Here is a 24,319-nt window from a genome sequence, read left to right as displayed (position 1 = left end):
CTTGCGGGTTCGGCTCATCGATGGGTTGAACTGTACGCGGGTGGAAGCGGAAGAAAAACCACCGGGTCGCAAACTAACTGTTCCAGTATTGGAAACAATCTTCTCGGAGATCTTGAGGGTTTACCCAAATAAAAATGGCAAAACGGGGCCTGGGGCATCTTTTGCATCCGATGAATGGGGCGTTTATCAGAAATAGTGCTCAATCGTTTTGGAAATGACCAGCACAGGTAAATGCCTGATCTTTGAGTCCTTGGCCTGGGTGATCAGCGGGCTGTTGCCGAGGTCTTGATATGGCTCAAGGCTGCATGCGTGCCCGGCATTTTTCGTGGGTGCTTCGAAGGGGAACGTCATATAGTCCAAGGTAAGCTTTTGTGTTTCCTGCATGACAGATCCTCTTGTGCCCGCGGGCATCGACGTTGCGGACAGCCCCCACTACTTGCGTGCGTTGACCGATATGGCCGACCAGCGCACCGTGGTCGCTGACGCAGCCATTTACACCGACAACGGCATCAAGCTGGTCGAAAAAGGCGCACGCATTGACAGCCGCCTGTACGACCGCCTGGTGCAGCACAAGCTGCGCGAGCCCATTGACCGCCATCTGTCCATCGAGAATCCCGTAGACGTACCCGCTTTGCTGGTGGCAGGGCAGGCCATGAGCGAGCAGGAAGTGCTGTTCAATCTGCTGGCAGAAGCGTTGGGTTCTGCAGCCCGGCTGCTGGCGCCGCTGCGTTCGCTGCCCTTGCCTTCATCCATGGCCTGCAAGCTCACCGTGATGCGCGACCAGCGGCCCGAGCTTTTTCAGCACAGCCTCCAGATGATGGCCGTGGCCGTGTTTCTGGGCATCAAGAGCGGGCTGGCGGAGCGTGATTGCGCCAACCTCGCCGCTGCGGCCTTGCTGCACGACCTGGGTGTGCTGCACATGGACCCGGCCTGGATCGATCCCGACCACAAGGTGGTTGGTGCACAGCGCAAGCATCTGGTGGCACACCCCATCACCGCCATGCTCATGATTCGCGATACCCAGGTCTACCCCAAGGCCGTTGAGGTCGCTGTGCTGGAGCATCACGAGCGCATGGATGGGAGCGGTTACCCGCGTGGCCTGGCAGGTGCCGATATCTCCGCCCTGGGACGTATCTTGCTGCTGGCCGAGGTGGTGGCTGCGTTCTACGAAAAATACGAAGACATGCCCGCGCAGCGCCTGTCGCTGGTGCTGCGGCTGAACCACCGCAAGTTCCCTGCGGCCCTGGTGGCGCACATCCTGCCCCTGCTGCAGGAAGAGGTCGCCCGGGAGTCCGCCCTCATGCCGCTGGGCAACGACGCCTCGCGCCAGATCGACCTGCTGGCCGAAGCTTTTGAATGCTGGGACCAGCTCAAGGTCGCACTGCCCCCCGAAACCAGCGCCAAGGCACTGTCGGGAAGCGCCTTTGTATTCCTCGACGCGCGGCTGTTGGCTCTGCAAAAGGCCTTGCTGGAGGCCGGCTCACATCCCCGGCAGCAGGGCGAGCTCATGGCCCAATTGCAGGGTGATGCCATCGGCATGGCCGAAGTGGCGCTGGTGGGGCGCGAGGCGCTGTGGCAACTGCAAAGCATCCTGAATGCCAGCCATCGCCGCTGGCCACAGCTGGCAGACCGCGCCACGCCTGCGGATGCGGCTGTGGCGGATTGGTGTGATTGGGCCGTCCAGAAGCTTTGAAAAGGGTGGTCAGCCCACCCGGCTTCGCTGCGAGAACCGATGGCGCGTCGCCCAGCCTGCCATGAGCACCACCAGGATCAGCAGCCCCCATTCAGAGAGCGTGGGAATGGATGCGGGCGGCGCGATGCCGATGTGGACCGTGAATGAATCCGCTGTCGGGCCCGTGCCCCAGGTCCAGAGATAGGTGCCCGGTGTGAGTCCCAGACTGGCGAGTGAGGTCGCAGTCCAGGTGGCCGAGGACGTCAGCGCAGAGCCCGAGACGTAGCCTGTCGGGGCGAAGACAAACCCGGGCCCTGTGCTGTCCAGGCCCACCATGTTGCCAGATCCTGCATCCGCCCCGACGGGGCCTCCGCCTCCGAACGCTGGCGGGCCGGATATCCCCAGGTAGGCGTCCACTGTACCTGCCGTGCCGGTGAAGACCAACCCAGCCGAGGCAATGACTCCGGGGAACAGAGGCCCGCTGCCCGCAGGCAAGAGGGCCCCCAGATTCATGCTGCCGCTGCCACTGGCGACCACATTGCCACCGCTTTCAAAAAAGTAGAGCGTATAGGCTGCGAACGTGTTGCCGGACAGGAGCAGCAACAGGGCGAATGCTGCCGATTGGATTGTTTTCATTCAACGGACCCTCTCTTTTTTGTCCGGCCCATTGTAGGGAGCGTGGCGTGCATTGGCCCAGATTTATATGGCCGGGGATGCACCGGTGTGCAAAGCCTCTCACCCCAAAGTCTTCCTCGCCAGGTACCCCATGGCTTCAAAATACTGGTTATATTTACAGTATTCAAATCGTTCTCCTCTTTGTCTTCACCATGTCTGCGCCACGCCACTCCCTGCGGGTTGTCGCGTCCGATCTGCCATTCGCCGTGCCCGGTGTCTGGCATGCGGACGCATTGGGTGCGGGCCAGCAGTCGGCGCAGTCCACGGGCTATGGTCCTCTGGATGCGCAGTTGCCTGGCGGGGGCTGGCCGGTCGGGGCGCTGAACGAGGTGCTGCAGCCCGTGGCGGGCCTCCACGAATGGCAGTTGGTGCTGCCCGCCCTGGTGCAGGCCACGGCCCGGCGCTCGGGTGCGGTGGTGGTGGTCGCGCCGCCTTGTGAGCCTTTTGGACCCGCGCTGCAGGCCCAGGGGCTGGCGGCCGACCGGCTGTGTGTGGTGCGGGCCGATGCCGCCACCGCACTGTGGGCGGCAGAACAAGCGCTGCGCTGCCGGGAGGTGCTGGCCGTGATGGCCTGGCTGCCGCAGGTGCAGCCCGCAGCCCTGCGCAGGCTGCAACTGGCAGCAGCACAGCAACGGCAACTGCTGTGGGTGTTTCGCCCTGCCAGTGCTGCGCACCAGGCCTCACCAGCCTTGCTGCGGCTGCAGGTGCTGGGGATGGCCATGCCGGGCGGTGTATCCACATTCCCCGGTATGCAGGTGCACATCCTCAAGCGCCGGGGGCCGCCCCTGGCGCAGGGGCTGGATCTACCGGGTTGCCATTCCCGGTTGGCCCAGGTGCTGGCGGCACAGGCCGAGCGCCGACGCTCAGCGCAGGTGGTGGCCAGCACTTTCGCTGCAGCCAAGGCCCCCGGGGTGTTAGCCATGCGCCCACCGCTGGGGGCGCTGGGGGCGCTGGGGGCGCTGGGGGCGCTGGGGGAGCTGGGGGAGCTGGGTATAGGGCCAGAGGGGAGGGGGCATGCACTGGATCGCGCTGCCATGGCCCTTGTGCGATGAGTCTTCACTGTCATCCGGGGCGTCGGTGCAAGCTGCCGCGGCAGGCTGGTGGGCTTTGCGCTTTACCCCGCGTGTGGCACTGGTGGATGCCGAGGCCGTGCTGCTGGAGGTGTCCTCCACCGAGCGGCTGTGGGGTGGGCGCGAGGTGCTGCTGACCCAGGTGCTGCAGGCCTGGGTCGAGGCATCTGCCAGGGGCATGGACCCCACAGCTACCCAGGGCGTAGTCGAACGTGGGCCTGCAGGAGCAGGGTTGGTGGCGGGCGCCCAATCGCCTGGCGCGCCAGTGGCTTGGGGCAGTGGCCCCACAGCCCTGGTGGCGCACGCCGGGCTGCGGATGGCCTTGGCGGGGCATGCGCTTCCTGCGCAGGGGCCGCTGGGCCTGCCCCTGCACACGCTGACGGCCGTGCGCCCGCATGTGGCCAGCCTGGAGCGCATGGGCTGCCGCACCTGGGGGGCACTGCGGGCGCTGCCGCGCGCCGGGGTGTCGCGGCGTTTTGGTGCGGCGGTGCTTCGGGTGCTGGACCAGGCCCTGGGGGATGCCCCCGAGGCCCACGCCTGGGTGGAGCTGCCTGAGCAGTTTGTGCTGACGGGCGAGCTGCCTGCGCTGGCAGAGTCGGCCGATGCCTTGCTCTGGAGTACCAGCCGCTGCCTTTGCGCCCTGCAAGGCTGGCTGCAAGCGCGGCAGCAGGGCGTGCTGGGCCTGGAACTGGCCTGGCGCCACGACCTGCGGCGCATCGATGGCGTGGCCATCGCCCCCACGCAAGCGCTGCAGGTTCGCACGGCCCAGGCCACGCAGGACATGGGGCACCTGCGGCGCCTGCTGTCTGAGAACCTGGCGCGCACCACGCTGGCCGCGCCAGCCAACCAGATCACGCTGCGCCTGCTGGAGGCGGCACCACTTCCACACCGCAGCGCGAGCCTGCTGCCGCCCGATGATCTTGGCGGGGGTGATCCCACCGGCGTTCAGGGTGAGGCCTTGCACCAACTGCTAGAGCGCCTGTCAGCCCGCCTGGGGACTGACCATGTGCAGGCCCCGGTGCTGCAGGCCGACCACCGCCCCGAATGCATGCAGCAATGGCGCCCTGCGGCCGAGGTGCTGCGTCTCACGGCAGCGGTGACAAAGCACGCTGCAGCCCGGAATGCCCTCGCCAGCGTTTCCGACAGGCTCCTCGATGCGGCCCCCGATGCCCTGCTGCTGCCCACCTGGCTGCTGAATCCGCCCCGGCGGCTGGCCGTGCAGGGCAACCGCCCCTGCCACCATGGCCTGCTGCGCCTGCTCGCCGGGCCCCACCGCTTTGAGGCTGGCTGGTGGTCTGCGGCCGAGGAGGGCGCAGGCCCAGCCCCCGGTGGGGGGGCGCTGGCCTTGCGCGACTACTTTGTGGCGCACAACGACGTCGCGGGGCTGGTGTGGGTGTTCCGCGAGCGGCTGGCGCCGGAGCCAACCGGGTCTGATGGCCCCCCAGCCGCCGTGCGGCCCCATCGCTGGTTCCTGCATGGGGTGTTTGGGTGATGCCAGCGGAGCTTTTATGGGGCTGATACCGTCCTCTGCATCTTCCGCATCTTCTGCAACTACCTTGGCGGGGCGTTCCACGGCGGCCCCGCCTGCGCGGCCGACCCCAGCCGTACTGCCGGGCTATGCCGAGCTGCACTGCCTGTCCAACTTCAGCTTCCAGCGGGGGGCATCGCACCCCCAAGAACTCGTGGAGCGCGCACTGGCGTTGGGCTACCAGGCCCTGGCGCTGACGGACGAATGCTCGGTGGCAGGCGTGGTACGTGCCTGGGAAGCGGCCCTGGAATGCGGCTTGCACCTCATCGTGGGCAGCGAGTTTGTGTGGGGCGATCTGCGGGTGGTGGTGCTGGCGCGGGATGCCGAGGGCTGGGGCAACCTGTGCGAGTTCATCACCGCCGCCCGCGCGGCCGCACCCAAAGGGCAGTACCACGTGGGCACGGCCAGCCCATGGGCGGCTTTGAAGGGGTGCGAATTGTTGCTGTCCCCATGTCGGCAGGGCTTTGATGCTTCTGATTTGATAGCTATTAGCGCTTGTCTATCAAGCGCTAGGGGCCAATTTGACTCATATTTTGACGGCCACCTCTGGCTGGCGGTCGAGCTGCACCTGGCACCGGACGACAGCCTGTGGCTGGCCACGCTGCAGCGTGCGGGCGCGGCGCTGGGCTTGCCACTGGTGGCAGCGGGTGATGTGCACATGCACGCCCGTTCGCGCAAGCCGCTGCAGGACGTGATCACCGCCGTGCGCCTGGGCTGCAGCGTGGGCGAATGTGGTTTTGCGCTGCAGCCCAATGCCGAGCGCCACCTGCGCCGGCGCGTGCGGCTGGCGGGCATCTACCCGCCCGAGTTACTGGACGCCACGCTCACGGTGGCGGGGCGCTGCACTTTCCGCCTGGATGAAATCAAGTACCAGTACCCGCTGGAGACGGTGCCCGCCGGCATGACACCCGCACAGGCCCTGGCCTGGCTGGTGGATGTGGGCGTGCAGGGCGAATACCCGCAAGGCGCGCCAGAGAAGGTGTGGGTGCAGATCCGCAAAGAGCTGGATCTGATCGCACACTGCCAGTACGAGATGTACTTCCTCACGGTGCATGACATCGTGCGCTACGCACGCAGCCAGAACATCCTGTGCCAGGGCCGTGGCTCGGCTGCGAATTCGGTGGTCTGCTACATGCTGGGCATCACGGCCGTCCCGCCCGAGAACACCAACCTGCTGTTCGAGCGCTTCATCAGCAAGGAGCGCAAAGAGCCGCCCGACATTGACGTGGACTTCGAGCACGACCGGCGCGAGGAGGTCATCCAGTACATCTACGAAAAATACGGCCGCGAGCGCGCCGCCATCGCTGCGGTGGTCACCACCTACCGCACGCGCAGTGCCCTGCGCGATGTGGGCAAGGCACTGGGTGTGGCGCCGGCCTTGGTCGATGCCTTTGCCAAGGACCACCACTGGTTTGACGAACAGTTCGCCACCGACCGGCTGCAGGAACTGGCTGAAAGCCTGGGCGCACCGCTGCACCGGCACACGGCCCAGCTGTGGCTGGAGCTGGCGGCGGACCTGAAAGGCTTTCCGCGCCACCTGAGCCAGCATGTGGGCGGTTTTGTGCTCACGCAGGGCAAGCTCACGCGCCTGGTGCCGGTGGAGCCCGCGAGCATGGAGGATCGTTCCATCATCCAGTGGGACAAGGATGACCTGGACACCATGGGCTTGCTCAAGGTCGATGTGCTGGCCCTGGGCATGCTCAGTGCCTTGCGCCGCTGCCTGGATCTGCGCGATGCCTTGCGCGGTGAGCGCTGGGACCTCAAGGGCATTCCGCCCGAAGACCCTGCCACCTACGACATGATCTGCGCCGCCGACACTGTGGGCGTGTTCCAGATCGAGAGCCGCGCGCAGATGAGCATGCTGCCGCGCCTGCGGCCCCGCAAGTTCTACGATCTGGTGGTGGAGGTGGCCATCGTGCGGCCCGGGCCTATCCAGGGTGGCATGGTGCATCCTTATCTGAAGGCGCGAGAGGTCGAGCGGCAGATGCGCAGTGCGGGCAGCACGGAGCCTTTTCCGTTGGAGTACCCGGAGCTGCGCAACGCACTCGAACGTACGCTGGGTGTGCCTATCTTCCAGGAACAGGTGATGCAGATCTCCATCGATGCCGCCGGTTTCACGCCGGGCCAAGCCGATGACCTGCGCCGCTCAATGGCGGCCTGGAAGCGCAAAGGGGGCGTGCACCGGTTTGAAAAGCCGTTGAAAGACGGCATGGTCGCCCATGGTTATGCCGCCGAATTTGCCGACCGCATTTTCCAGCAGATGCTGGGCTTTGGCGAATACGGCTTTCCTGAAAGCCACGCCCACAGCTTTGCATTGCTGGCCTATGCCAGCAGCTGGCTCAAATGCCACGAGCCCGCGTGTTTTCTGGTCGCGTTGCTCAACTCGCTGCCCATGGGCTTTTACACCGCCTCGCAACTGGTGCAGGACGCACGACGCCACGGCGTGCGCGTGCTGCCCATCGACGTGATCCGCAGCCACCACGATTGCACGCTGGAAGGCCCGGCTGAATACCTGCGGCCTGCCAAGGGGTTGCCCACGCCGCTGCTACCGCAACCGGCTGTGCGCCTCGGCCTGCGGCTGGTGGGCAGCCTTCAGGAAGAGGCTGCCAAACGCCTAGTGCAAGTCCGCGTCGCAGGCCCTGCCTTTGCCAATACCGAAGACCTGGCCCTGCGTGCCCACCTGAGCCAGCAAGACCTGCAGGCCCTGGCCGCTGCCGATGCCTTGGCCAGCCTTTCGGGCCACCGGCGCCAACAGATGTGGGACGCTGCCGCGCAGCACACCGCACCCGCGCTGCTGCGCGATGTGCCCGTGCACGAAGCGCCGCTGGCCTTGCCAGCCGCGCCCGAGGGGGAGGAAATCCTGTTCGACTACGCCGCCACCGGTCTCACCCTGCGCCGCCACCCGCTGGCCCTGCTGCGCCCGCGCCTGGACCGCTGGCGCCTGCAGACTGCCCTGCAGTTGAACACCGTGCCCCACGGCCGCAAGGTGCGCGCCTGCGGCATCGTCACCGTGCGCCAGCGCCCCGGCACCGCCAAAGGCACGATGTTCGTCACGCTGGAAGACGAGACGGGCCCCGTCAACGTGATCGTGTGGCCTGCGCTGGTGGACACTTGGCGCAATGCACTGCTGCGCTCACAGCTGCTGGCGGTGGAAGGCATGTGGCAGTGCAGCGTGCCGGAGGGGGGGGAGGCCACCCCGGGTCGCACCCCATCGCCTCCCTCAGAGAACCCGGCGTCGACGGTGGTCCGCCACCTGGTGGCCCAGCGTTTCAAGGACCTCACCCCGCTGCTTGGGCGCATGGCCCAGGCACTGCAGGGCAGCCGGGACTTTCATTGAAGGCAAGTGGCAGGCCCCTGAGCGGCTACGCTGGTTGTTTGTGATGAGTGCGAAGCGCCGCAAAACAAGGTGTTGAGATGAGAGGCCTGAATCCAGCGGCTACCGCTCGCGCAGATAAGCGTGGGGGTCGATGAAAAACGCTTTTTTGTAGCCCTGCGTTGCGCCATCCACCTTCCACGGTGCGGGCAGCATGCGCACGATGGAATAGTGCAGGTGTGGCGGTTTGCCCTGCGCGTTGCCGCTGGCGCCCAGCGTGCCAATCGCCTCACCAGACGCCACGAAGGACAGGGCCCCGGTTCGGATCGAGTCCAGGTGCGCAAAGTAATGCAGCCGCCAGCGCGGCCCGAGGATCAGTACCACCTTGCCGCCTTTGGCGATCTCCCCTGTAAACAGCACGACGCCGTCCGTGGTGCTCAGCACCGGCGTGCCCGTCTTGCCAAAGATGTCGATGCCCTTGTGCACACCCGAGCTGCCCCAGGGCTCGAACCAGAAGGACTGGGGGTGCCAGTCCTTCGCCGATGCCCCGGCCACAGGGATCTGGATACGCTCCGGAAGCAGCAGGCCCGCCACGAGCGCCGCCAGCAGGGTGAGGCCCAGAATCTTTGCAATTTTCATGAACGCGATTATTCCGCGCCCCAAACGTTGTAGCCGATACCGATCAGCGCGAAGGGTCTGTCTTGCTGGCGGCCTGCCGTGCGGGCTGCGAGGCCGTGCCGGCTGCCCCCTGTACGCCGGGCTTGACAGGCTGCTGGGCCAGGTTCAGCAGCGGCTTGCAATGGGTGTCGTCGTCCGCTGCAGGCACGGTGATGGGTACCAGGGCCAGCGCGGCGGGAGCCACCACGGCGGCTACCACCGCAGCGCCCGCGCGCAGCAGCAGCGGGCCGGCTTCGACACCCACATCCGGGTTGCCAAACGTGCCCCTCACATACAGGGGTGAACGCAGCGAAAAGAACTTCCATTGCAATGACTCGGGCTTGATGCGCAGGTCCAGGGCCTCGGTCCCCAGGTCGATGGTGCCCGTGGCCTCCACCACGGCATCGTCGGTGCTCATCTTCACGATGCGTGTGGTGGCCAGGCCGTCCACCACGGTGAAGTCCGCCACCGCGCAGCGCAGGTGCACTTCCTTGTTTTCGCCAAAGAGCTTGCCCACGATGATGCTGCCCACGTTGAGGGCGGCCAGGTCCAGCATCTGCTTGCTCAGCGTGCCCTCGCGCACATACAGGCGCATCTCGCCCGTGCCGTGGCCCAGCAGCCCGGCCATGCTGTTGCCTGTGCTCTCCAGGGCGATGGCTCCGTCCATCCGGCCCAAGCTCTTCTTCATGAGCTGCACCTTGGGGAACAGCGCAGACAGCTGCAAGCCCTGCACGGTGCCGCGTATCTGCGCCTTGAGGGGGGCTGTGCGTCCATCGATGGTGACCTGCGATTCGATCTTGCCGTCTGCCACGCCAAACGTGAGGGGCGCCAGCCTGAGCTGCGCGTTCTCCATCACAGCGCGCGTGCTCAAGTCCTGCAGCGGCAGGCTCTCGGGGCGGATGATGTGGCGGCCCTTGAACACGATGTCCATGTCCATGGCATTCCACCGCTCGGCCGCAAATTGCGAATCCGGCAGCACCTTGCCACCCTGGCTGCGGGTGCGTTGCGTGTTGCCGGACTGGCGGGTGCCCAGCGTCGGCCCCAGGTCTGCGAGGCGCAGCTGATTGGATGTCATGGTGCCGGTGAGCCGGGGGCGTGGTTTGCCCGAGGTGTATTTCAGCGACCCCTGCAGATCACTCTGGCCCACCTTGCCGCGAAAATCGCTGTACTCCCACACCGCGCGTTCGGGCGCCAGGCTGCCGGTCAGCCGTCCGCGTGTTTCGAACGCCGGGGTATTGGGCAGCACCAGCCCGGTCAGGTCGTACAGGTCGGCCATGCTGCCGCCTTTGAGGAACACCTGAAAATCCAGCCCCGAGAGCGCCCCGGGGTTGGCCAGCACCCCCTCAGCCGAGAGTGCCACGCTGCCTGCGCTGGCATCGATCTGCAGCGGGTAATTCACCACCTTGTTGCGCAGGCTGATCACCTGGCCCGCCCGTCCCCGTCCCTCGATCCGGGCCTGGGCATAGCGGCCTTGCAGTTCAAAGCGCAGGCCATAGGGTGCGGCCTCTGTGGTGGCGACTGCAGGTGGTGTTGCAGCCTGATCGGCCGCACTGGCCGGGGCCCTTGCGACCGCACTTGCAGGGGCAACGGGCCCCGTCGTGTCAATACGCGCCTTCAGGTCCAGGTCTTTGACGGCGTCGGCATAGGCCAGCACGCCCTGGTGCACCACCAGCTGGTCTACATCAACGCTCCACCCGCTCCTGGGGCCGTCCTTGCGCTCAAAGGTCCAGTTGTTGGTGCCTTCGGCCGTGCGGGCCAGCGCCACCTGGGGGTCGATGAGTGCTACGGTATCGATCGACAGGTGCCGCCCCAGAAGGGGCAGCAGGCGCACCGTGGCAGTGGCGCTGCCAATGCGGGCCATGGTGGAAGCATCAGGCAGATCCGCTTTGCCCTTGGAAGGCGCTTTACCATCGGCGCGCTGAAATGGCGGCGCAAACCCCACGGGGTGATCCATCACCAGGCGCTCGGCCTTGACCGTCACGCCGGGTATCCATCGGTGCCACCCGTCTTCCAGGGGTTGGGGCCAGCGCCACGCTGCCGACAAGTCGCCCTCAATGGCAAAGTGCCGGCCCGTGGCTTCGCTGACTTTGTCGTTGACCCAGGGTTTTGCGCGGTTCCAGTCGATCACGGCCAGCAAGGCGCCGAGCACCAGCAGCAACACGGCCACCAGCCCCAGAGCCATCAGCACCCACCGTGCGCAACGTTGCCCAACGCCCGGGGCAGGCAAGGTGTGGCCGATGGTCGCGGCAGCGCTGGGCAGATCGGCAGAAGGCGGGGCAGGTGGTGATGGCATGAAAGGCGAATGGGTTATGGCCGCGTTCCGCAGAACGATTCGTTGCACGGGGAATGCGTGGGTGCAGCGTTGTCTCACGCGGCACAGGGCCTCTTGGGTTCATGCTAGCCCGCATCGGCGTGCGATGTGGCGGGGCAGCCGCAACTGCCGCCCTTGTCCTACAGGGCGATACCCGCGCCAGCGCGCCCTAAAATCCGCGCAATATGCACAACCCCCGCCATGCCCACGCCCCGCCCATGCGCGATGGTGTGGGGCCCAGCTGCGTGGTGCTGCCCACCCACGGGCACGGCAGCATGCTGGATTTTCTGGCGCAGCGTCTGCCGGTGGTCACCCGCGACGAATGGTTGCAACGCATGGAAGCGGGCGACGTGGTGGACGAACGTGGCGAACCCGTGGCGCCTGGGCGCCCGTTTGAAGGCAGCCTGCGGGTGTATTACTACCGCAGCCTGCCTGCCGAACCCGCCTTGCCGTTCGCAGAAACGGTGCTGTACCAGGACGAGCATCTCGTGGTGGCCGACAAGCCCCATTTCATGCCGGTAACACCGTCCGGCCGTTATCTGCACAACACACTGCTGGTGCGCCTCAAGCGTCAGCTGGGGCTGCCAGAACTGTCGCCCTTGCATCGCATTGACCGGGACACTGCGGGGCTGGTGCTGCTGTCGGTGCAGCAGCGCACACGCGGGGCCTACCAGGCCCTATTCCGCGACCGCCAGATCACCAAACATTACGACGCGATTGCGCCCTGGCGCGAAGACCTTGTGTTTCCGCGCGAGCACCTCAGCCGTTTGGAGGAAAGCCCGCAGTTCTTCCGCATGCAGGAAGTACCTGGCGAACCCAACAGCCACACGCAGATGCACGTGCTGCAGGTGGCCAGGGCAGGCGATTGGGCGCGTTATCGCCTGTCGCCCGTCACGGGCAAGCGCCACCAGTTGCGCGTGCATATGGCGGCCCTGGGGCTGCCGCTGCGCAACGACCCGTTCTATCCGGTCGTGAACGATCCGCCTGAAGGAGATTATTCGCGGCCGCTGCAGCTTTTGGCGCGGTCGCTGGAGTTCGTGGACCCTGTCACGCGCGACCCCCGCGCGTTTGAGAGCGCGCAGCGGCTCGATTTGCCGGCTTAGGCCACATCACCGCTGTTGGCGCATACCCGTCCATTCCGGGAGTCCCTTGCACGGGCAGGGCATTGGGTGGAATTTTGGTTTTGAACACAGATAAGGTAACTTGGTTACCCATTCTGGGCAGAGGGCCTGGGAGCTGAAAAATGAAAACAACAGTGAACCCCACCACACCCCATCGCTCGGTCGCGTTCAAGCTTTCGCTGACGGCACTGCTCAGCCTTCTTCTGGTGCTCATCATCACGATGGGCATCGTCAGCGCCTTGCTCTGGCAGAACTTTGGGCACCTTGCGCGTGGTGATGCGCAGCAATACGCGGCCCAGCTGCGCACGCTGGTGCAGATGTTCGATGAAACCGCACAAGAGCAGGCCAAGCGGGATTTCACGCTGTTCAAGGCCAACTTTCCGGGTAATTTCTCGCTGAGCGAGGTACCCGGGGCCGACGGCAAGCCTGAGGCGACGCTGGCGTTTCAGGGTGCTTCGGTCAACGGCAACTTCGAGGTGGTAGACCGGTTTTCCAAAGACAGCATGGGCGCGGTAGCCACCATCTTCGCGCGTTCGGGCGACGACTTCATCCGCGTGACCACCTCGCTCAAGAAGCAGGACGGCGACCGTGCCTACAAGACCCTGCTCGACCGCAAACACCCTGCCTATGAGTTGATGAACGAAGGCAAAACCTTCATCGGCCGCGCCAACCTGTTCGGCCGTGAGTACATGACGGTGTACGAGCCCATTCGCGAGGGCAACCGGACCATCGGCATCCTGTTCATTGGTTCGGACATCGCCCCCATCCTGGGCAAGCTCAACACCGTGATGGCGGGGCAAAAACTATTTGCCACAGGCGCTGTCTACGCGGTCAACATTTCCTCCGGCCCTGCACGGGGCAGTGTTTTCGGGCTGCCGGGCGCCAATGCGGCACTCAAGATCGATGAGAAAGTGGACGATGCCAAAGCCTGGCTGGCGTCGCTGACGGGCGTGGAGCAAAGCGGGGATTTTGAATCGGCCTGGTCGCCACGCCGCAGCGGCGATGGCGACAATGCCACGCGTTTTGTGGCGGTGCAGCGCTACAAGCCTTGGAGTTGGGCCATCGTGGCCGAGGCGCCGCAGTCTGAAATGATGGGCGAAGCCCGCAGTGTGCTGACCTGGTTGTGGCTGGGGGTGTTGGTGGCCTTGGTATTGCTCGCCGTGGTGCTCGTGGTGGCCACACGCCGCCTGGTGGGGGCACCCGTGCAACAACTGAGCACGGCGCTGGGTTACCTGGCGCAGGGCGACCTCACGCACGCCGTGTCCCTGAAATCCCGTGACGAAATCGGCAGCCTGGCCCAGGCCATGGAGGGCTTTCGCGTTCGCTTGGTCGATAGCCTGAGCACCGTGCGCACCAGCGCGGAAAGTGTGTCCGCCGCCAGCACTGAAATCGCGCAGGGCAACCAGGACCTGTCGGGCCGCACCGAAAGCCAGGCCAGCTCGCTGGAGGAAACGGCGGCCAGCATGGAGCAGCTGGGTGCCACCATCCGCCACAACGCCGACAGCGCCAGCCAGGCCAACCAGCTGGCCGTGGGTGCCAGCCGAGTGGCCGCCCAGGGCGGTGACGTGGTGTCCAAAGTGGTCAGCACCATGCAGAACATCAACACCAGCAGCCAGAAGATTGCCGACATCATCGGTGTGATTGATGGCATTGCCTTTCAGACCAACATCCTGGCACTCAATGCGGCAGTCGAAGCCGCGCGTGCGGGCGAGCAGGGGCGGGGTTTTGCCGTGGTGGCTGCCGAAGTGCGCAACCTGGCCCAGCGCACGGCCGCAGAAGCCAAGGCCATCAAGGAACTGATCGGTGCCAGCAACGCCATGGTGCAGCAGGGCTCGGTGCTGGCCGATCAGGCGGGCACCACGATGCAGGAGGTTGTCAGCTCTATCCAGCGCGTGGCCGACATGGTTTCCGAAATCAGCGCCGCCAGCAGCGAGCAGACCGCTGGTGTGGGCCAGGTGGGAGAAGCGGTGACGCAACTGGACCAGACCACGCAGCAGAATGCCGCGTTGGTGGAAGAAATGGCCGCTGCGGCCAGCAGCCTGCAGACGCAGGCGCACCAGATGGTGTCTGCGATTGCGCAGTTCAACCTGGGGGGGGCTGGTGCCAACACCGGTTTGCCAGCCCTGGCGGGTGGGGCCTCCCGCAACCGGGCAATTTCCGGCTGAATGGCCTAGAAGGCCAAACGCCCGCGGGCTGCGGGCGGCTTTGCCACGGCAGGATCAGCGAAACGGAATGGGCTTGCCCTTTGCAGGAGCGCTTTTCGGAAGCCGCGAATTGAAGAATTCGGCCAGCGCCCGCTGGGTATCGGGGTGCAGCCGCCAGGCGGTCCAGCCCAAGCCAATGCTGCGCAGGTACACGGTGACATGGGCATCCTCCAGCGGGTACTGGATGGCGAGAGCCGGGTTGTCCTGCGACATCACCGGGACTCCGCTCCCACTGCTGTCTTGGGGGGCCGGGGTGACTTCGGGCGTCATCTGCGAGCGCAACATGGCCAGCTCACGAATCAGATTTTCGATCTCCGGCGCTGTGAGCGTTTTGTTGATTGCCAGGGTGGCCTGCGTGCGGTCGTCGCTCAGTTGCATGGGGTCTTTCCTTCTTTCGCTGAGAGTTGTGAAGGGCTCCATTGTGCTGCCTCCGGTCTGATGCCTGCCGATGCCAGTGGAAACCCGGGGCCGCAGACCTTCGGTCAAGCCCGGTCCGGGCATGCGCCGCGTGGCTACAATACGGCTGCAGTTGAAACTCTGAAGCGGCGCAGGCCCACCGGATGTCTTCAATGGCCAGACTGAAATACCGTTGTCAATCAACGGGTTACAGAAGGCGGGTGTAGTTCAATGGTAGAACGGCAGCTTCCCAAGCTTCATACGAGGGTTCGATTCCCTTCACCCGCTCCAGCCCTCCCAGGCTGACCAGCTTTTCCCAACTCCCCTCCGGCTTTATCTCTTCGCGCTGCGTGTATTGCGCGGGTTACCTGTCCTCGTGTGGCGCTCCGCCAGCAAGCGTTGATTCCGCATATTCATAGTCGTTTTGTTTGGTTGGGCCAAGGACTGGGCCCTTCTAAATTCCGTGTACCGGGTGCCGCAAGCCCTGGCATTTCAACGACACGGAAAGGAAGACGATGCTCACCGCACCATCCACAACCACTTTTGCGCAAACGGCGTGCACGTGGCTCCGCGCCTCCGCGCTGGGCAGCGCCATGCTGGTCTGCAGTGCGGTATTTGCCGCCACCCCCATTCCCGCAGGACCCCTGGTCTCCACCGAGTGGCTGGCACAGAACCTCGATAACCAGCAGGTGCGCATCGTCGAAGTGAGCGTGAACCCTGGCCTTTATGAGCGCGGCCATGTGCCGGGTGCGGTCAACTTCTCGTGGCACCAGGATTTGAACGACCGCGTGCGCCGCGACATCGTGGGCAAGGAGGCCTTTGAGGCGCTGTTGTCCAAGGCGGGCGTATCGCAAGACACCACCGTGGTGCTGTACGGCGACACCAACAACTGGTTTGCCGCGTGGGGAGCGTGGGTGTTTGACATCTATGGTGTCAAGAACGTGAAGCTGCTCGACGGCGGCCGCAAGAAGTGGGAGGCGGAGAACCAGCCGCTGAACAACCGCGTACCGGATGTGGCAGCCACCAGCTACAAGGTGACCAAGGTGAATACCGACCTGCGCGCCCGCCTGTCGGACGCACTGGCAGCCGCCGAAGGCAAAAGCAAGGCGAAGCTGGTGGACATCCGCTCGGCCGACGAATACTCCGGCAAGATTTTTGCCCCGGCGGGTGTGCCCGAGCTGAGTATCCGCGCCGGCCACATCCCCGGCGCGGCCAACGTGCCCTGGGGCCAGGCAGTGAAGGAAGACGGCACCTTCAAGTCGGCTGAAGACCTCAAAAAGCTCTACGCCAGCGCAGGCCTGGACGGCAGCAAGCCCATCATCACCTACTGCCGCATCGGCGAGCGCTCCAGCCACACCTGGTTTGCGCTGTCCAAGATCCTGGGCTACAGCGTGAAGAACTACGACGGCTCGTGGACGGAATACGGCAACTCGGTGGGCGTGCCCATTACCAACCCGGCGGGCACCATCTGGGCTGCGAAGTGAATGGGTTGACCGACAGAACCTTTTGGGAAGAAGGTGCAATGCAGAACAAAGAGAGTTTTTGATTTTTGGTAGGGGGTCTCCTTTACAGCCCGCCTTGTGCGGGCTTTTTTATGGGTGAGGTGCAATGACATACAAGATCAATTTCTCTCACGCAGGAAGCTTGGCGCTGCTGGCGGTATTGGTTTGGGCGGCCCAGGCTCTGCGGGGCCTGCCCGGTGGGCGCACGCTCGTTTTTGCGCTGGTCACGGGAGCGGTGTTGGGGCTGGTGCTGCAGCGCTCGCGCTTTTGCTTTTACTGCCATGCGCGCGACTGGTTGGAAGACCGCAACCCGCGCGGGCTGCTGGCGATTGTGCTGGCGCTGGCGGTGGGGGTGGTGGGCTATACCGTGGTGCTGGGCAGCTGGCTGCCGGTGCCCCAGCCGGGCAAGCTGCCGCCTGACATGCACATCGGCCCCGTGAGCTGGGTGCTGGTAGCGGCTGGGCTGTCGTTTGGTGCGGGCATGGTGGTGTCGGGCTCGTGCATCAGCGCGCACTGGTACCGACTGGCCGAGGGGTCAACGGTGTCGCCGTTTGCGCTTGTCGGGTCGGCGCTGGGCTTCATCCTGGGTTTCAAGACCTGGAACCCCTTGTACAGCCTGGGCGTTGTCGATGCGCCCGTGGTCTGGTTGCCCGCCCATCTGGGGTATGGCGGTGCCTTGCTGGTGCAACTTGGCGGGTTGGCCCTGGTGGCTGCCTGGCTGTGGCGTGGCTTTGCACGGGACGCCGCCATCACGTCGGCACCGGGTATCGGGCCTGCCGTGCCCGGGTTAGGCACCGTGTGGCGCAACCTGTGGACCGGGCGCTGGCACTACTGGGTTGGAGGGCTGGCCGTGGGGCTGATTGGTGCCTTCGCGATTGTGCGGATGCGGCCATTGGGCGTGACGGCCACGCTGGGCAGTGCGGCCCGCCAGTGGGCGCAGGGGCAGGGTTGGATTCCTGATCGGCTCGATGGGCTCGACGGTTTTGCAGGCTGCGCCACCGCGCCGCAGTCCACCTGGTTCACCCCCAATGCCTTGCTGCTGGCGGGGCTGGTGACGGGGGCGTTTGTAGCCGCCCTGGCCAGCCGCCAGTGTGCGCCGCGCTGGCCCACCTGGCGCGACGCCGTGCGCGGCCTGTCGGGCGGCGTGTTGCTGGGCTGGGGTGCGATGACAGGGCTGGGCTGCACCATTGGCACGCTGTTGTCCGGCGGCATGGCTGGGGCGCTGTCGGGGTGGGTGTTTGGGGCGGCGGTGTTCTTCGCAGTGTGGGCAGGCCTGCGTGTGAAGGCGGTGCTGCGTCGCTGACGAGGCTGAATATTTTGAAGCGTTTTTGGCCGCTAGCGCTTATCCATAAAGCGCTAGCAGCTATCAAAAGCATATCAACGGGAAGTCGCCCGGGCGCCGGTCACTTCTGAATGTCGCCCAGGCACAGGTACTTGATCTCCACGTAGTCGTCCATGCCGTAGTGCGAGCCCTCGCGGCCCAGGCCCGACTGCTTGACGCCACCAAAGGGCACATGCTCGGTGGCCAGGATGCCCACGTTGGCGCCGACCATGCCGTATTCCAGCGCCTCGGTTACGCGGAAGATGCGGCCCACGTCGCGGCTGTAGAAGTAGCTGGCCAGGCCGAACTCGGTGTTGTTGGCCGCGTCGATGGCTTCCTGCTCGGTCTTGAACTTGAAGACCGGCGCAAAGGGGCCAAAGGTCTCCTCGCGCGCGCACAGCATGTCGGCCGTGGCGTTGGCCACCACCGTGGGCTCGAAGAACTGGCCCGAGCCCAGCGTTTTCAGGCGCTGGCCGCCAGCCACCACCTGGCCACCCTTGGCCAGCGCATCGTCCACATGGCGCTGAACTTTCGCCAGCGCGGCTTCTTCGATCAGCGGGCCCTGGTTCACGCCGGCTTCAAAGCCATTGCCCACCTTGGCGGTTTTCACCTTGGCGGCGAACTTGGCCACGAACTCGTCGTACACGCCTTCCTGGACATAAAAACGGTTGGTGCACACGCAGGTCTGGCCCGCGTTGCGGTACTTGCTGGCAAAGGCGCCTTCCACGGCGCTGTCGATGTCCGCGTCGTCGAACACCAGAAAGGGCGCGTTGCCGCCCAGCTCCAGCGACATTTTCTTGACCGTGGGGGCGGACTGCGCCATCAGGATGCGGCCCACTTCGGTGCTGCCGGTGAAGCTGATGTGGCGCACCACGTCGCTCGCGCACAGCACCTTGCCGATGGCGATCGAGTTGTCGCTGTCCGCGGGCAGGATGTTGAACACGCCGGCAGGGATGCCCGCACGCAGGGCCAGCTCTGCGGCGGCCAGGGCGGTGAGCGGTGTCAACTCGGCGGGCTTGATGACCACGGTGCAGCCCGCAGCCAGGGCAGGGGCCACCTTGCGGGTGATCATGGCCAGCGGGAAGTTCCACGGTGTGATGGCGGCACATACGCCAATGGGTTGTTTGAGCACCATCAGGCGGCGGCTGTTGTCGAACTGGGGCAACACCTCGCCGTTCACGCGCTTGGCCTCTTCGGCAAACCATTCCACAAAACTCGCACCGTAGGCCACCTCGCCCTTGGCTTCAGCCAGGGGCTTGCCTTGTTCGGCCGTCATGATGCGGCCCAGGTCGTCCTGGTTCGCCATCAGCAGGTCGAACCATTTGCGCAGGATGATGCTGCGCTCCTTGGCGGTCTTGGTCTTCCAGGGGCCCCAGGCCGCATTGGCTGCGGCAATCGCGGCCTCGGCGTCGGCGGGGCCCAGGTTGGCCACATCGGCCAGCTTGAGGCCTGTGGCCGGGTCGTTCACGTCAAAGCGGCTGCTGCCTGCCAACCACTGGCCATGGATGAGGCCGTCGGTCTTGAGCAGCGTGGGGTCGTTGAGCAGTGCGAGGGGGGAAGTCTTCATGTCCATGGGTCTCCGGATGCAGGTGAAATAACGGCAAAAAGAGGGCGCTGTCAGCGCCAAAGTGCGGGCAGTGCGGTGCGTGGATGCGGGGCGACGGGCAGGCTATCACGGGCGGTGCGGGCGGGTGTCGCCTGCGTTGCAGGGCCCTGAGGCAGCTGAAAGATGCTGACCAGCTCGGCCAGACGTGCCGCCTGGCCTTGCAGGCTCTGGGTGGCGGCTGTGCCTTGTTCCGCCAGGGCCGCGTTTTGCAAGGTGGTTTCGTCCAGCCGTGCCATGGTGCCGCTGATCTCGCGGATGCCTTCGTACTGGCGCGCCATGGCGTGGTGCATGTCGCCGATCATGGCGCTGATCTCCTGCACCTGCGAGACGATGGCGCGCACCGAAGCCCCTGCCTGCTGCACATGCTGGTGGCCCTGCGCCACCTTGTCCACGTTGTGGTGAATGAGCCGCTTGATCTCTCGGGCTGCCTCGGCACTGCGCTGGGCCAGCGAGCGCACTTCGGTGGCTACCACGGCAAAGCCCCGGCCTTGCTCGCCAGCGCGCGCGGCTTCCACGGCAGCGTTGAGCGCGAGGATGTTGGTCTGGAACGCAATACCGTCAATCACTGCCGTGATGTCGCTGATGGTCTTGGACGACGTGGAGATGCCTTCCATGGTGGACACCATCTGCTGCACAGCGTGTCCGCTGTCTGCCGCAGCGCCAGAGGCCCCGTCTGCGAGGCGATGGGCCTGCTCGGCCTTGACCGTGCTGTCCCGCACCGAATCGGTCAAGACGGACACGGCAGCGGCGGTTTGCTGCAGGTGGCTGGCCTGCTCTTCGGTGCGTTGGCTCAGGTGGAGGTTGCCGGTGGCCAGCTCTGCCGAGCCGGTGGCAATGCTCTCGCTGCTGTTGCGCACATCGCCGACCAGGGCCGCCAGGCGGCCGCGCATGGTGGCCATGGCCGCCATGACACTGCCCGGCAGGGCGCGCGCCGACCCGGCGGGGGGTGCTGCGCTCAGGTCGCCCTGGGCGATGGTCAGCGCCATGTGCGCCACATCGACCGGCTCGCCCCCCAATTGCCGCGTGATGGAGCGGATGACCATCGCGGCCAGGCCTGTGCCCAGCAGCAGCGCCAAAGTGCAGCTGCCCGCGAGCAGGGCCATGGAGAACACATAGGTAGCCCGACCTTTGGCGGCCAGCGCATTCGCCGCGTCGGTGGTGAACTGCCATTGCTGTTCCACCGCCGCTGCACTGGCCGCAAACAAGCGCTGCGACCGGCCGGTGAACAGGCGCCGCGCTTCTTCTGCCCGGGTGGGGTCGGAGAGCGACTCCCGCGATACGGCGCGCAGCTTGTCCCAGTAGGCCATGGCCGTTTGCGTCACGTCGGCCACCGCCATCCACAAGGCCCGGTCTTCCTCGCCCGTCAGGCGCTGTTCATGTTCGGCGAGGCTGCTGCGCAGCTGGGCATGGGCTTCGTCAATGCCCTTTTCCAGAAGGTCCATCTCGGCGGCGGAGACGGTCATGAGGTGCTGTGCCTGCAGGATCCGGATGGCGGCCAGCTTCTCCTGCCAGGACTTGACGGCCTGCAACGATGGCGTGGTGTTGCGTGTGTAGTGGTCCAGCGTTTCATGGAGCACCAGGATGCGCTGCGCCGCCACAAGGCCTACGCCCGCCAGCAGGGCCAGCAGCAAGCCCAGTGTGCACATCAGGCGCACCCAGACCTTCATGGCGCTGACCGCCTGTAGTGTTTTTCGGATCATGGCGCGCCTGCTGCCCAGCGGCGCTCTACCGAAGCGCCCTGCGTGCGCCAGAAACCGGCGTCAAAGGCCAGGGACCTGCGCAGGTTCGCGGGGGCGGAGGGCAGATCGCTGGGGGCCATCGACAGGTCGACCAACGGTGTGTGCGATGAGCCACCTCCTGCCGGTTCTGCAGACCGGGGGCGATTTTCTTCATAGCGCAGGATGGCACCCATGTGGGTGGGGCCGTAGGGAATTTCCTGCGAAAAAGCGAGTTGTGCGGCTTCCGACGTGGCAAAGCGAATGAAGTCCAGCGCCATCGCCTGCCGTGGCGTGCCCCGCACGATGGCCCAGTAGTCCATCTCGTAGATCGCATCCATCCAGACGATGGACAGGCGCAAGGACTGGGTGGCTGCATTGGCTGCAGCCACGCGCCCGTTGAAGGCCGTTGTCATGCTTACCGTGCCGTCGAGCAGGTTCTGCGGCCCTTGTGCACCCGACTCCCACCACACGATGTGGGGCTTGAGTTGTTCCAGCTTCTTGAGCGCGCGTGCCACGCCGGCTTCACTGTTCAGTTGGGCGTAGACATCGCGGCGGTGCACGCCGTCGGCCAGCAGTGCGATCTCCAGGTTGTAGCGCAGGCCTTTGCGCATGCCGCGTTTGCCGGGGAAGCGTTTGGTGTCCCAGAAGTCGGCCCAGCTCTTGGGCACTTCCTTGCCAAAACGCTGGCTGTCGAAGGCCAGCACGGTAGACCACACGAAGGCCCCAAGTCCGCAGTCTTGCACCGTGCCGGGTAGCAGCATGCTGGCGTGGGGCACGCTCGTGCGGTCAATGCGCTCGAAGTGTCCTGCGGCGCAGCCATTTGCCAGGTCGGCGGATTCCACCTCCACCACATCCCATTCAGGCTTGCCGCGCTGGACCATGGCGCCCACCTGGGCCAGGTCGCCCGTGTATTCAACGCCCCGCACCTTGGCACCCTTGGCGTTGGGGGTGGCTTCAAAAGGGGCATAGAAGGCCAATTGCTGGGCCTTGGCATTGGCGCCGCCAAAATTGGCCACCGTCAGCGTCTGGCCGAGCGTGGGGCTTACGGCCAAGGCCAGGCAACACGGCACCCCAAGGGCGTGTTTCATAAAAGCTTTGCGCATGCTCAGCCCCTGCGCGTGCGCAGCCATTCCAGCGCCAGCAGCAGGCTTGTGGTGAAGAGGATGAGCAGTGTGGCCACGGCGGCAATGGTGGGCGAAATGTTCTCGCGGATGCCGTTGAACATCTGGCGCGGCAGCGTGGACTGGTCGGCCCCGGCCAGGAAGAGGGTGACCACCACTTCATCAAAGGACGTGGCAAACGCAAACAGTGCGCCGGATATCACGCCCGGTGCAATCACCGGCAGCGTGACGCGAAAGAAGGTGTTGAGCGGTGTTTCACCCAGGCTCAGCGAGGCGCGTACCAGGTTGTGGTTGAAACCCGCCAGCGTGGCCAGCACGGTGGTCAGCACAAAGGGGGCACCCAGGGCTGCGTGCACGATGATGAGGCCGAAGTAGCTGTCGGCCAGGCCCAGCGGCGCGAAGTACAGGTAGGTCGCCACGCCCACCACGATGATCGGCACCACCATGGGGGCAATCAGGATGCTCATGAGCAGGCCTTTGAAGCGGAAGTCTGCCCGCGACAGCCCCACCGCCGCCAGCGTGCCCAGGGCCGTGGCGATCAACGTGGCCGCAGGCGCCACGATGAAGCTGTTGCGCGTGGCGCGCGCCCACTCGGCCGACTCGAACAGGTTGCGGTACCACTTGAGCGACCAGCCCGGGATGGGGTAGGCCAGGAACGAGCTTTCGGAGAACGACAGTGGCACCATCACCAGGATGGGGGCCAGCAGGAACACCAGCACGGCCACGCACAGGGCGCGCACGGCCCACCAGCCGAGCTTGTCGGCCAACGTGGCGTACAGGGGGAATTGGGGCAGGCGAAACATGGTCAGCGACTTTCGGCTTTGGAGGGATTGATCAGCCCAGACTCAATTCGGCTTTGCCAATGCGGCGGTACACGCCGTACAGCACCAGCGTGGCGGCCAGCAGCAGGGCGCCCAGTGCACAGGCCATGCCCCAGTTCACTTCCACATTGGTATAGCGGGCGATGTAGTAGCTCAGCATCTGGTCGTCGGCGCCGCCCAGCAGCGCGGGGGTGACGTAGTAGCCGATGGCCAGGATGAACACCAGCAGCGCACCCGCGCCCACGCCCGGGTAGGTTTGTGGCACATACACCCGAAAGAATGCGGCGATGGGCGAGCTGCCCAGCGAAACCGCTGCGCGCAGGTAGGTGGGGGGCACGCTTTTCATCACGCTGTACAGCGGCAGGACCATGAAAGGCAGCAGGATGTGCACCATCGCAATCACCACGCCCGTGCGGTTGAACAGCAGCGCAAGTGGCTGCTCGATCAGGCCCAGGCCCATCAACCCACGATTGACGAGGCCTTCGGACTGCAGCAGTACGATCCATGCGGCCACCCGCACCAGGATCGAGGTCCAGAACGGCACCAGCACCAGGATCATCAACACGTTGGCCTGGCGTGCGGGCAGCGAGGCCAGCCACCAGGCCAGCGGGTAGCCCAGCAGAAGGCAGAACAGCGTCACCACAAAGCTGATGTGAAAGGTGCGCAGCAAAATGCCGCCAAACGCGCGCTGCTCCTCGGGCATGCGTTCGACCTGGCCCAGCGCATCGCGCTGCAGGTCCACCGAGGCGAGCAGGTAGTCGGGTGTCCAGCGCGCGCCGTTTTTGGCAATGGCACGCCAGAAAGGTGCTTCGCCCCAGCGCGCATCTTTGTCTATCAGCTGGTCGCGGATGGATTCGGGTGCGCCTTGCATGGGCAGGGCGCGGAAGGCGCCCATCACCATCGAGCGTGCGCCGGGCACTTCCGAGTTCAGCCTGCGCGCCAGCGCGCCAGCGTCAGAGCTGTCAGGCAGGCGGGACAGGTCTTTCATGAGCGCGGCATAGGCGGCTGGGCCCGGTGCCTCGTGGCGGTCCCAGCCATGCAGCGCCTCGATGGTGGCGGGCAGCGTGTTGGCCACCTCGGGGTTCTCCACCCCGCGCTGCAGCAGTGCGGCAATGGGCACCAGCAGCGTGAGCAGCAAGAACACCAGCAGGGGCAGGGTCAGGGCAAAGGCCCGCCATTTGCGCCGCGCCTCGGCACGCGACAGCGCCTTGCGCAGTGCACCGGGTGCCTGTGCGTCCAGGGCAAGGGCGGCAGGGGCGATGGCAGAAGATGCTTGCATGGTG

19 protein-coding genes and 1 tRNA gene are annotated in these 24,319 nt (G+C 65.5%); 10 read left to right on the top strand and 10 right to left on the bottom strand.

From position 1 onward, the window contains the following. Nucleotides 1–196, top strand: a 196-nt coding sequence (locus ASE39_RS26980; protein ID WP_206779129.1) for a hypothetical protein, incomplete at its 5' end; no start/stop codon positions are given. On the opposite strand, the gene ASE39_RS15720 is transcribed toward ASE39_RS26980, so the two are convergent. Next, nucleotides 187–384 (bottom strand): hypothetical protein, encoded by a 198-nt coding sequence (locus ASE39_RS15720; RefSeq protein WP_010458615.1) that lies wholly within the window; start codon nucleotides 382–384, stop codon nucleotides 187–189. The two genes, ASE39_RS26980 and ASE39_RS15720, sit on opposite strands and share 10 nt — an antisense overlap. On the opposite strand from ASE39_RS15720, the gene ASE39_RS15715 reads away from it, so the two are divergent. After that, entirely contained in the window at nucleotides 383–1,693 is a 1,311-nt protein-coding gene (locus tag ASE39_RS15715; RefSeq protein ID WP_057271753.1) for an HD domain-containing phosphohydrolase, read from the top strand. The two genes, ASE39_RS15720 and ASE39_RS15715, sit on opposite strands and share 2 nt — an antisense overlap. Before the next feature lie 9 nt (nucleotides 1,694–1,702). Here the strand turns inward: ASE39_RS15715 and ASE39_RS15710 are convergent, their stop codons facing one another. Beyond that, the gene (locus ASE39_RS15710) at nucleotides 1,703–2,308 is read right to left on the bottom strand and encodes an IPTL-CTERM sorting domain-containing protein (protein ID WP_057271752.1); all 606 of its coding nucleotides are present in this window, start codon (nucleotides 2,306–2,308) and stop codon (nucleotides 1,703–1,705) included. A gap of 191 nt (nucleotides 2,309–2,499) precedes the next feature. On the opposite strand from ASE39_RS15710, the gene imuA reads away from it, so the two are divergent. The 3 genes from imuA to ASE39_RS15695 all read left to right on the top strand — a co-directional run bounded on the left by imuA (nucleotide 2,500) and on the right by ASE39_RS15695 (nucleotide 8,282). Then, nucleotides 2,500–3,399, top strand: coding sequence for a translesion DNA synthesis-associated protein ImuA (gene imuA / locus ASE39_RS27300; protein WP_140426801.1), 900 nt, complete (start codon nucleotides 2,500–2,502; stop codon nucleotides 3,397–3,399). Beyond that, nucleotides 3,362–4,909, top strand: coding sequence for a hypothetical protein (locus tag ASE39_RS15700; RefSeq protein WP_057271751.1), 1,548 nt, complete (start codon nucleotides 3,362–3,364; stop codon nucleotides 4,907–4,909). The genes imuA and ASE39_RS15700 overlap by 38 nt, the downstream gene beginning before the upstream one ends. Nucleotides 4,910–4,973: 64 nt before the next feature. Next, nucleotides 4,974–8,282 carry an error-prone DNA polymerase gene (locus ASE39_RS15695; protein WP_057271750.1) on the top strand — a complete coding sequence of 1,103 codons (3,309 nt, stop codon included), beginning with the start codon at nucleotides 4,974–4,976 and terminating at the stop codon, nucleotides 8,280–8,282. Between the two features lie 99 nt (nucleotides 8,283–8,381). Here ASE39_RS15695 and ASE39_RS15690 read toward each other — a convergent pair whose 3' ends face one another. After that, the gene (locus tag ASE39_RS15690) at nucleotides 8,382–8,897 is read right to left on the bottom strand and encodes a M23 family metallopeptidase (protein WP_057271749.1); all 516 of its coding nucleotides are present in this window, start codon (nucleotides 8,895–8,897) and stop codon (nucleotides 8,382–8,384) included. A gap of 43 nt (nucleotides 8,898–8,940) precedes the next feature. Further along, nucleotides 8,941–11,097, bottom strand: a complete 2,157-nt coding sequence (locus ASE39_RS15685) for an AsmA family protein (protein WP_057271856.1) — start codon at nucleotides 11,095–11,097, stop codon at nucleotides 8,941–8,943. Nucleotides 11,098–11,411: 314 nt separating this feature from the next. On the opposite strand from ASE39_RS15685, the gene ASE39_RS15680 reads away from it, so the two are divergent. Continuing rightward, nucleotides 11,412–12,329 carry a pseudouridine synthase gene (locus ASE39_RS15680; RefSeq protein WP_057271748.1) on the top strand — a complete coding sequence of 306 codons (918 nt, stop codon included), beginning with the start codon at nucleotides 11,412–11,414 and terminating at the stop codon, nucleotides 12,327–12,329. Nucleotides 12,330–12,469: 140 nt separating this feature from the next. Further along, nucleotides 12,470–14,512, top strand: a complete 2,043-nt coding sequence (locus ASE39_RS15675; protein WP_242421464.1) for a Cache 3/Cache 2 fusion domain-containing protein — start codon at nucleotides 12,470–12,472, stop codon at nucleotides 14,510–14,512. 54 nt (nucleotides 14,513–14,566) lie between these two features. Here ASE39_RS15675 and ASE39_RS15670 read toward each other — a convergent pair whose 3' ends face one another. After that, a complete protein-coding gene (locus ASE39_RS15670) occupies nucleotides 14,567–14,929 on the bottom strand; it encodes a hypothetical protein (protein WP_010458595.1) in 363 nt (120 codons plus the stop codon). A gap of 235 nt (nucleotides 14,930–15,164) precedes the next feature. Between ASE39_RS15670 and ASE39_RS15665 the strand changes: the two genes are divergently transcribed. From ASE39_RS15665 to ASE39_RS15655, 3 genes are all read left to right on the top strand, one after another. Further along, nucleotides 15,165–15,238: transfer RNA gene (locus ASE39_RS15665), tRNA-Gly, on the top strand. Between the two features lie 302 nt (nucleotides 15,239–15,540). Next, complete coding sequence (locus ASE39_RS15660) at nucleotides 15,541–16,431, top strand: sulfurtransferase (protein ID WP_199864293.1); 891 nt, start codon at nucleotides 15,541–15,543, stop codon at nucleotides 16,429–16,431. A gap of 124 nt (nucleotides 16,432–16,555) precedes the next feature. Continuing rightward, entirely contained in the window at nucleotides 16,556–17,752 is a 1,197-nt protein-coding gene (locus tag ASE39_RS15655) for a YeeE/YedE family protein (RefSeq protein WP_057271746.1), read from the top strand. 100 nt (nucleotides 17,753–17,852) lie between these two features. Here the strand turns inward: ASE39_RS15655 and ASE39_RS15650 are convergent, their stop codons facing one another. Genes ASE39_RS15650 through ASE39_RS15630 form a run of 5 tightly spaced genes read right to left on the bottom strand, consistent with a single transcriptional unit; the run spans nucleotide 17,853 to nucleotide 24,315 of the window. Next, nucleotides 17,853–19,343 carry an NAD-dependent succinate-semialdehyde dehydrogenase gene (locus tag ASE39_RS15650; RefSeq protein ID WP_057271745.1) on the bottom strand — a complete coding sequence of 497 codons (1,491 nt, stop codon included), beginning with the start codon at nucleotides 19,341–19,343 and terminating at the stop codon, nucleotides 17,853–17,855. Between the two features lie 44 nt (nucleotides 19,344–19,387). After that, nucleotides 19,388–21,076, bottom strand: coding sequence for a methyl-accepting chemotaxis protein (locus ASE39_RS15645; RefSeq protein ID WP_057224148.1), 1,689 nt, complete (start codon nucleotides 21,074–21,076; stop codon nucleotides 19,388–19,390). Next, nucleotides 21,073–22,182: an ABC transporter substrate-binding protein gene (locus ASE39_RS15640; protein WP_242421462.1), complete on the bottom strand. Its 1,110-nt coding sequence runs from the start codon at nucleotides 22,180–22,182 to the stop codon at nucleotides 21,073–21,075. The genes ASE39_RS15645 and ASE39_RS15640 overlap by 4 nt, the downstream gene beginning before the upstream one ends. A 17-nt stretch (nucleotides 22,183–22,199) precedes the next feature. Continuing rightward, complete coding sequence (locus tag ASE39_RS15635) at nucleotides 22,200–23,018, bottom strand: ABC transporter permease (RefSeq protein WP_057224151.1); 819 nt, start codon at nucleotides 23,016–23,018, stop codon at nucleotides 22,200–22,202. A gap of 31 nt (nucleotides 23,019–23,049) precedes the next feature. Then, a complete protein-coding gene (locus ASE39_RS15630; RefSeq protein WP_057271743.1) occupies nucleotides 23,050–24,315 on the bottom strand; it encodes an ABC transporter permease in 1,266 nt (421 codons plus the stop codon). Between the last annotated feature and the right edge of the window lie 4 nt (nucleotides 24,316–24,319).

Origin of the sequence: Acidovorax sp. Root267 (genome assembly GCF_001429215.1) — a bacterium.
In the GTDB taxonomy this organism is placed as follows: Bacteria; Pseudomonadota; Gammaproteobacteria; order Burkholderiales; family Burkholderiaceae_C; genus Acidovorax; species Acidovorax radicis.
The sequence above is the reverse complement of the archived record's forward strand: the minus strand, read 5'-3'. Positions and strand labels throughout refer to the sequence as shown.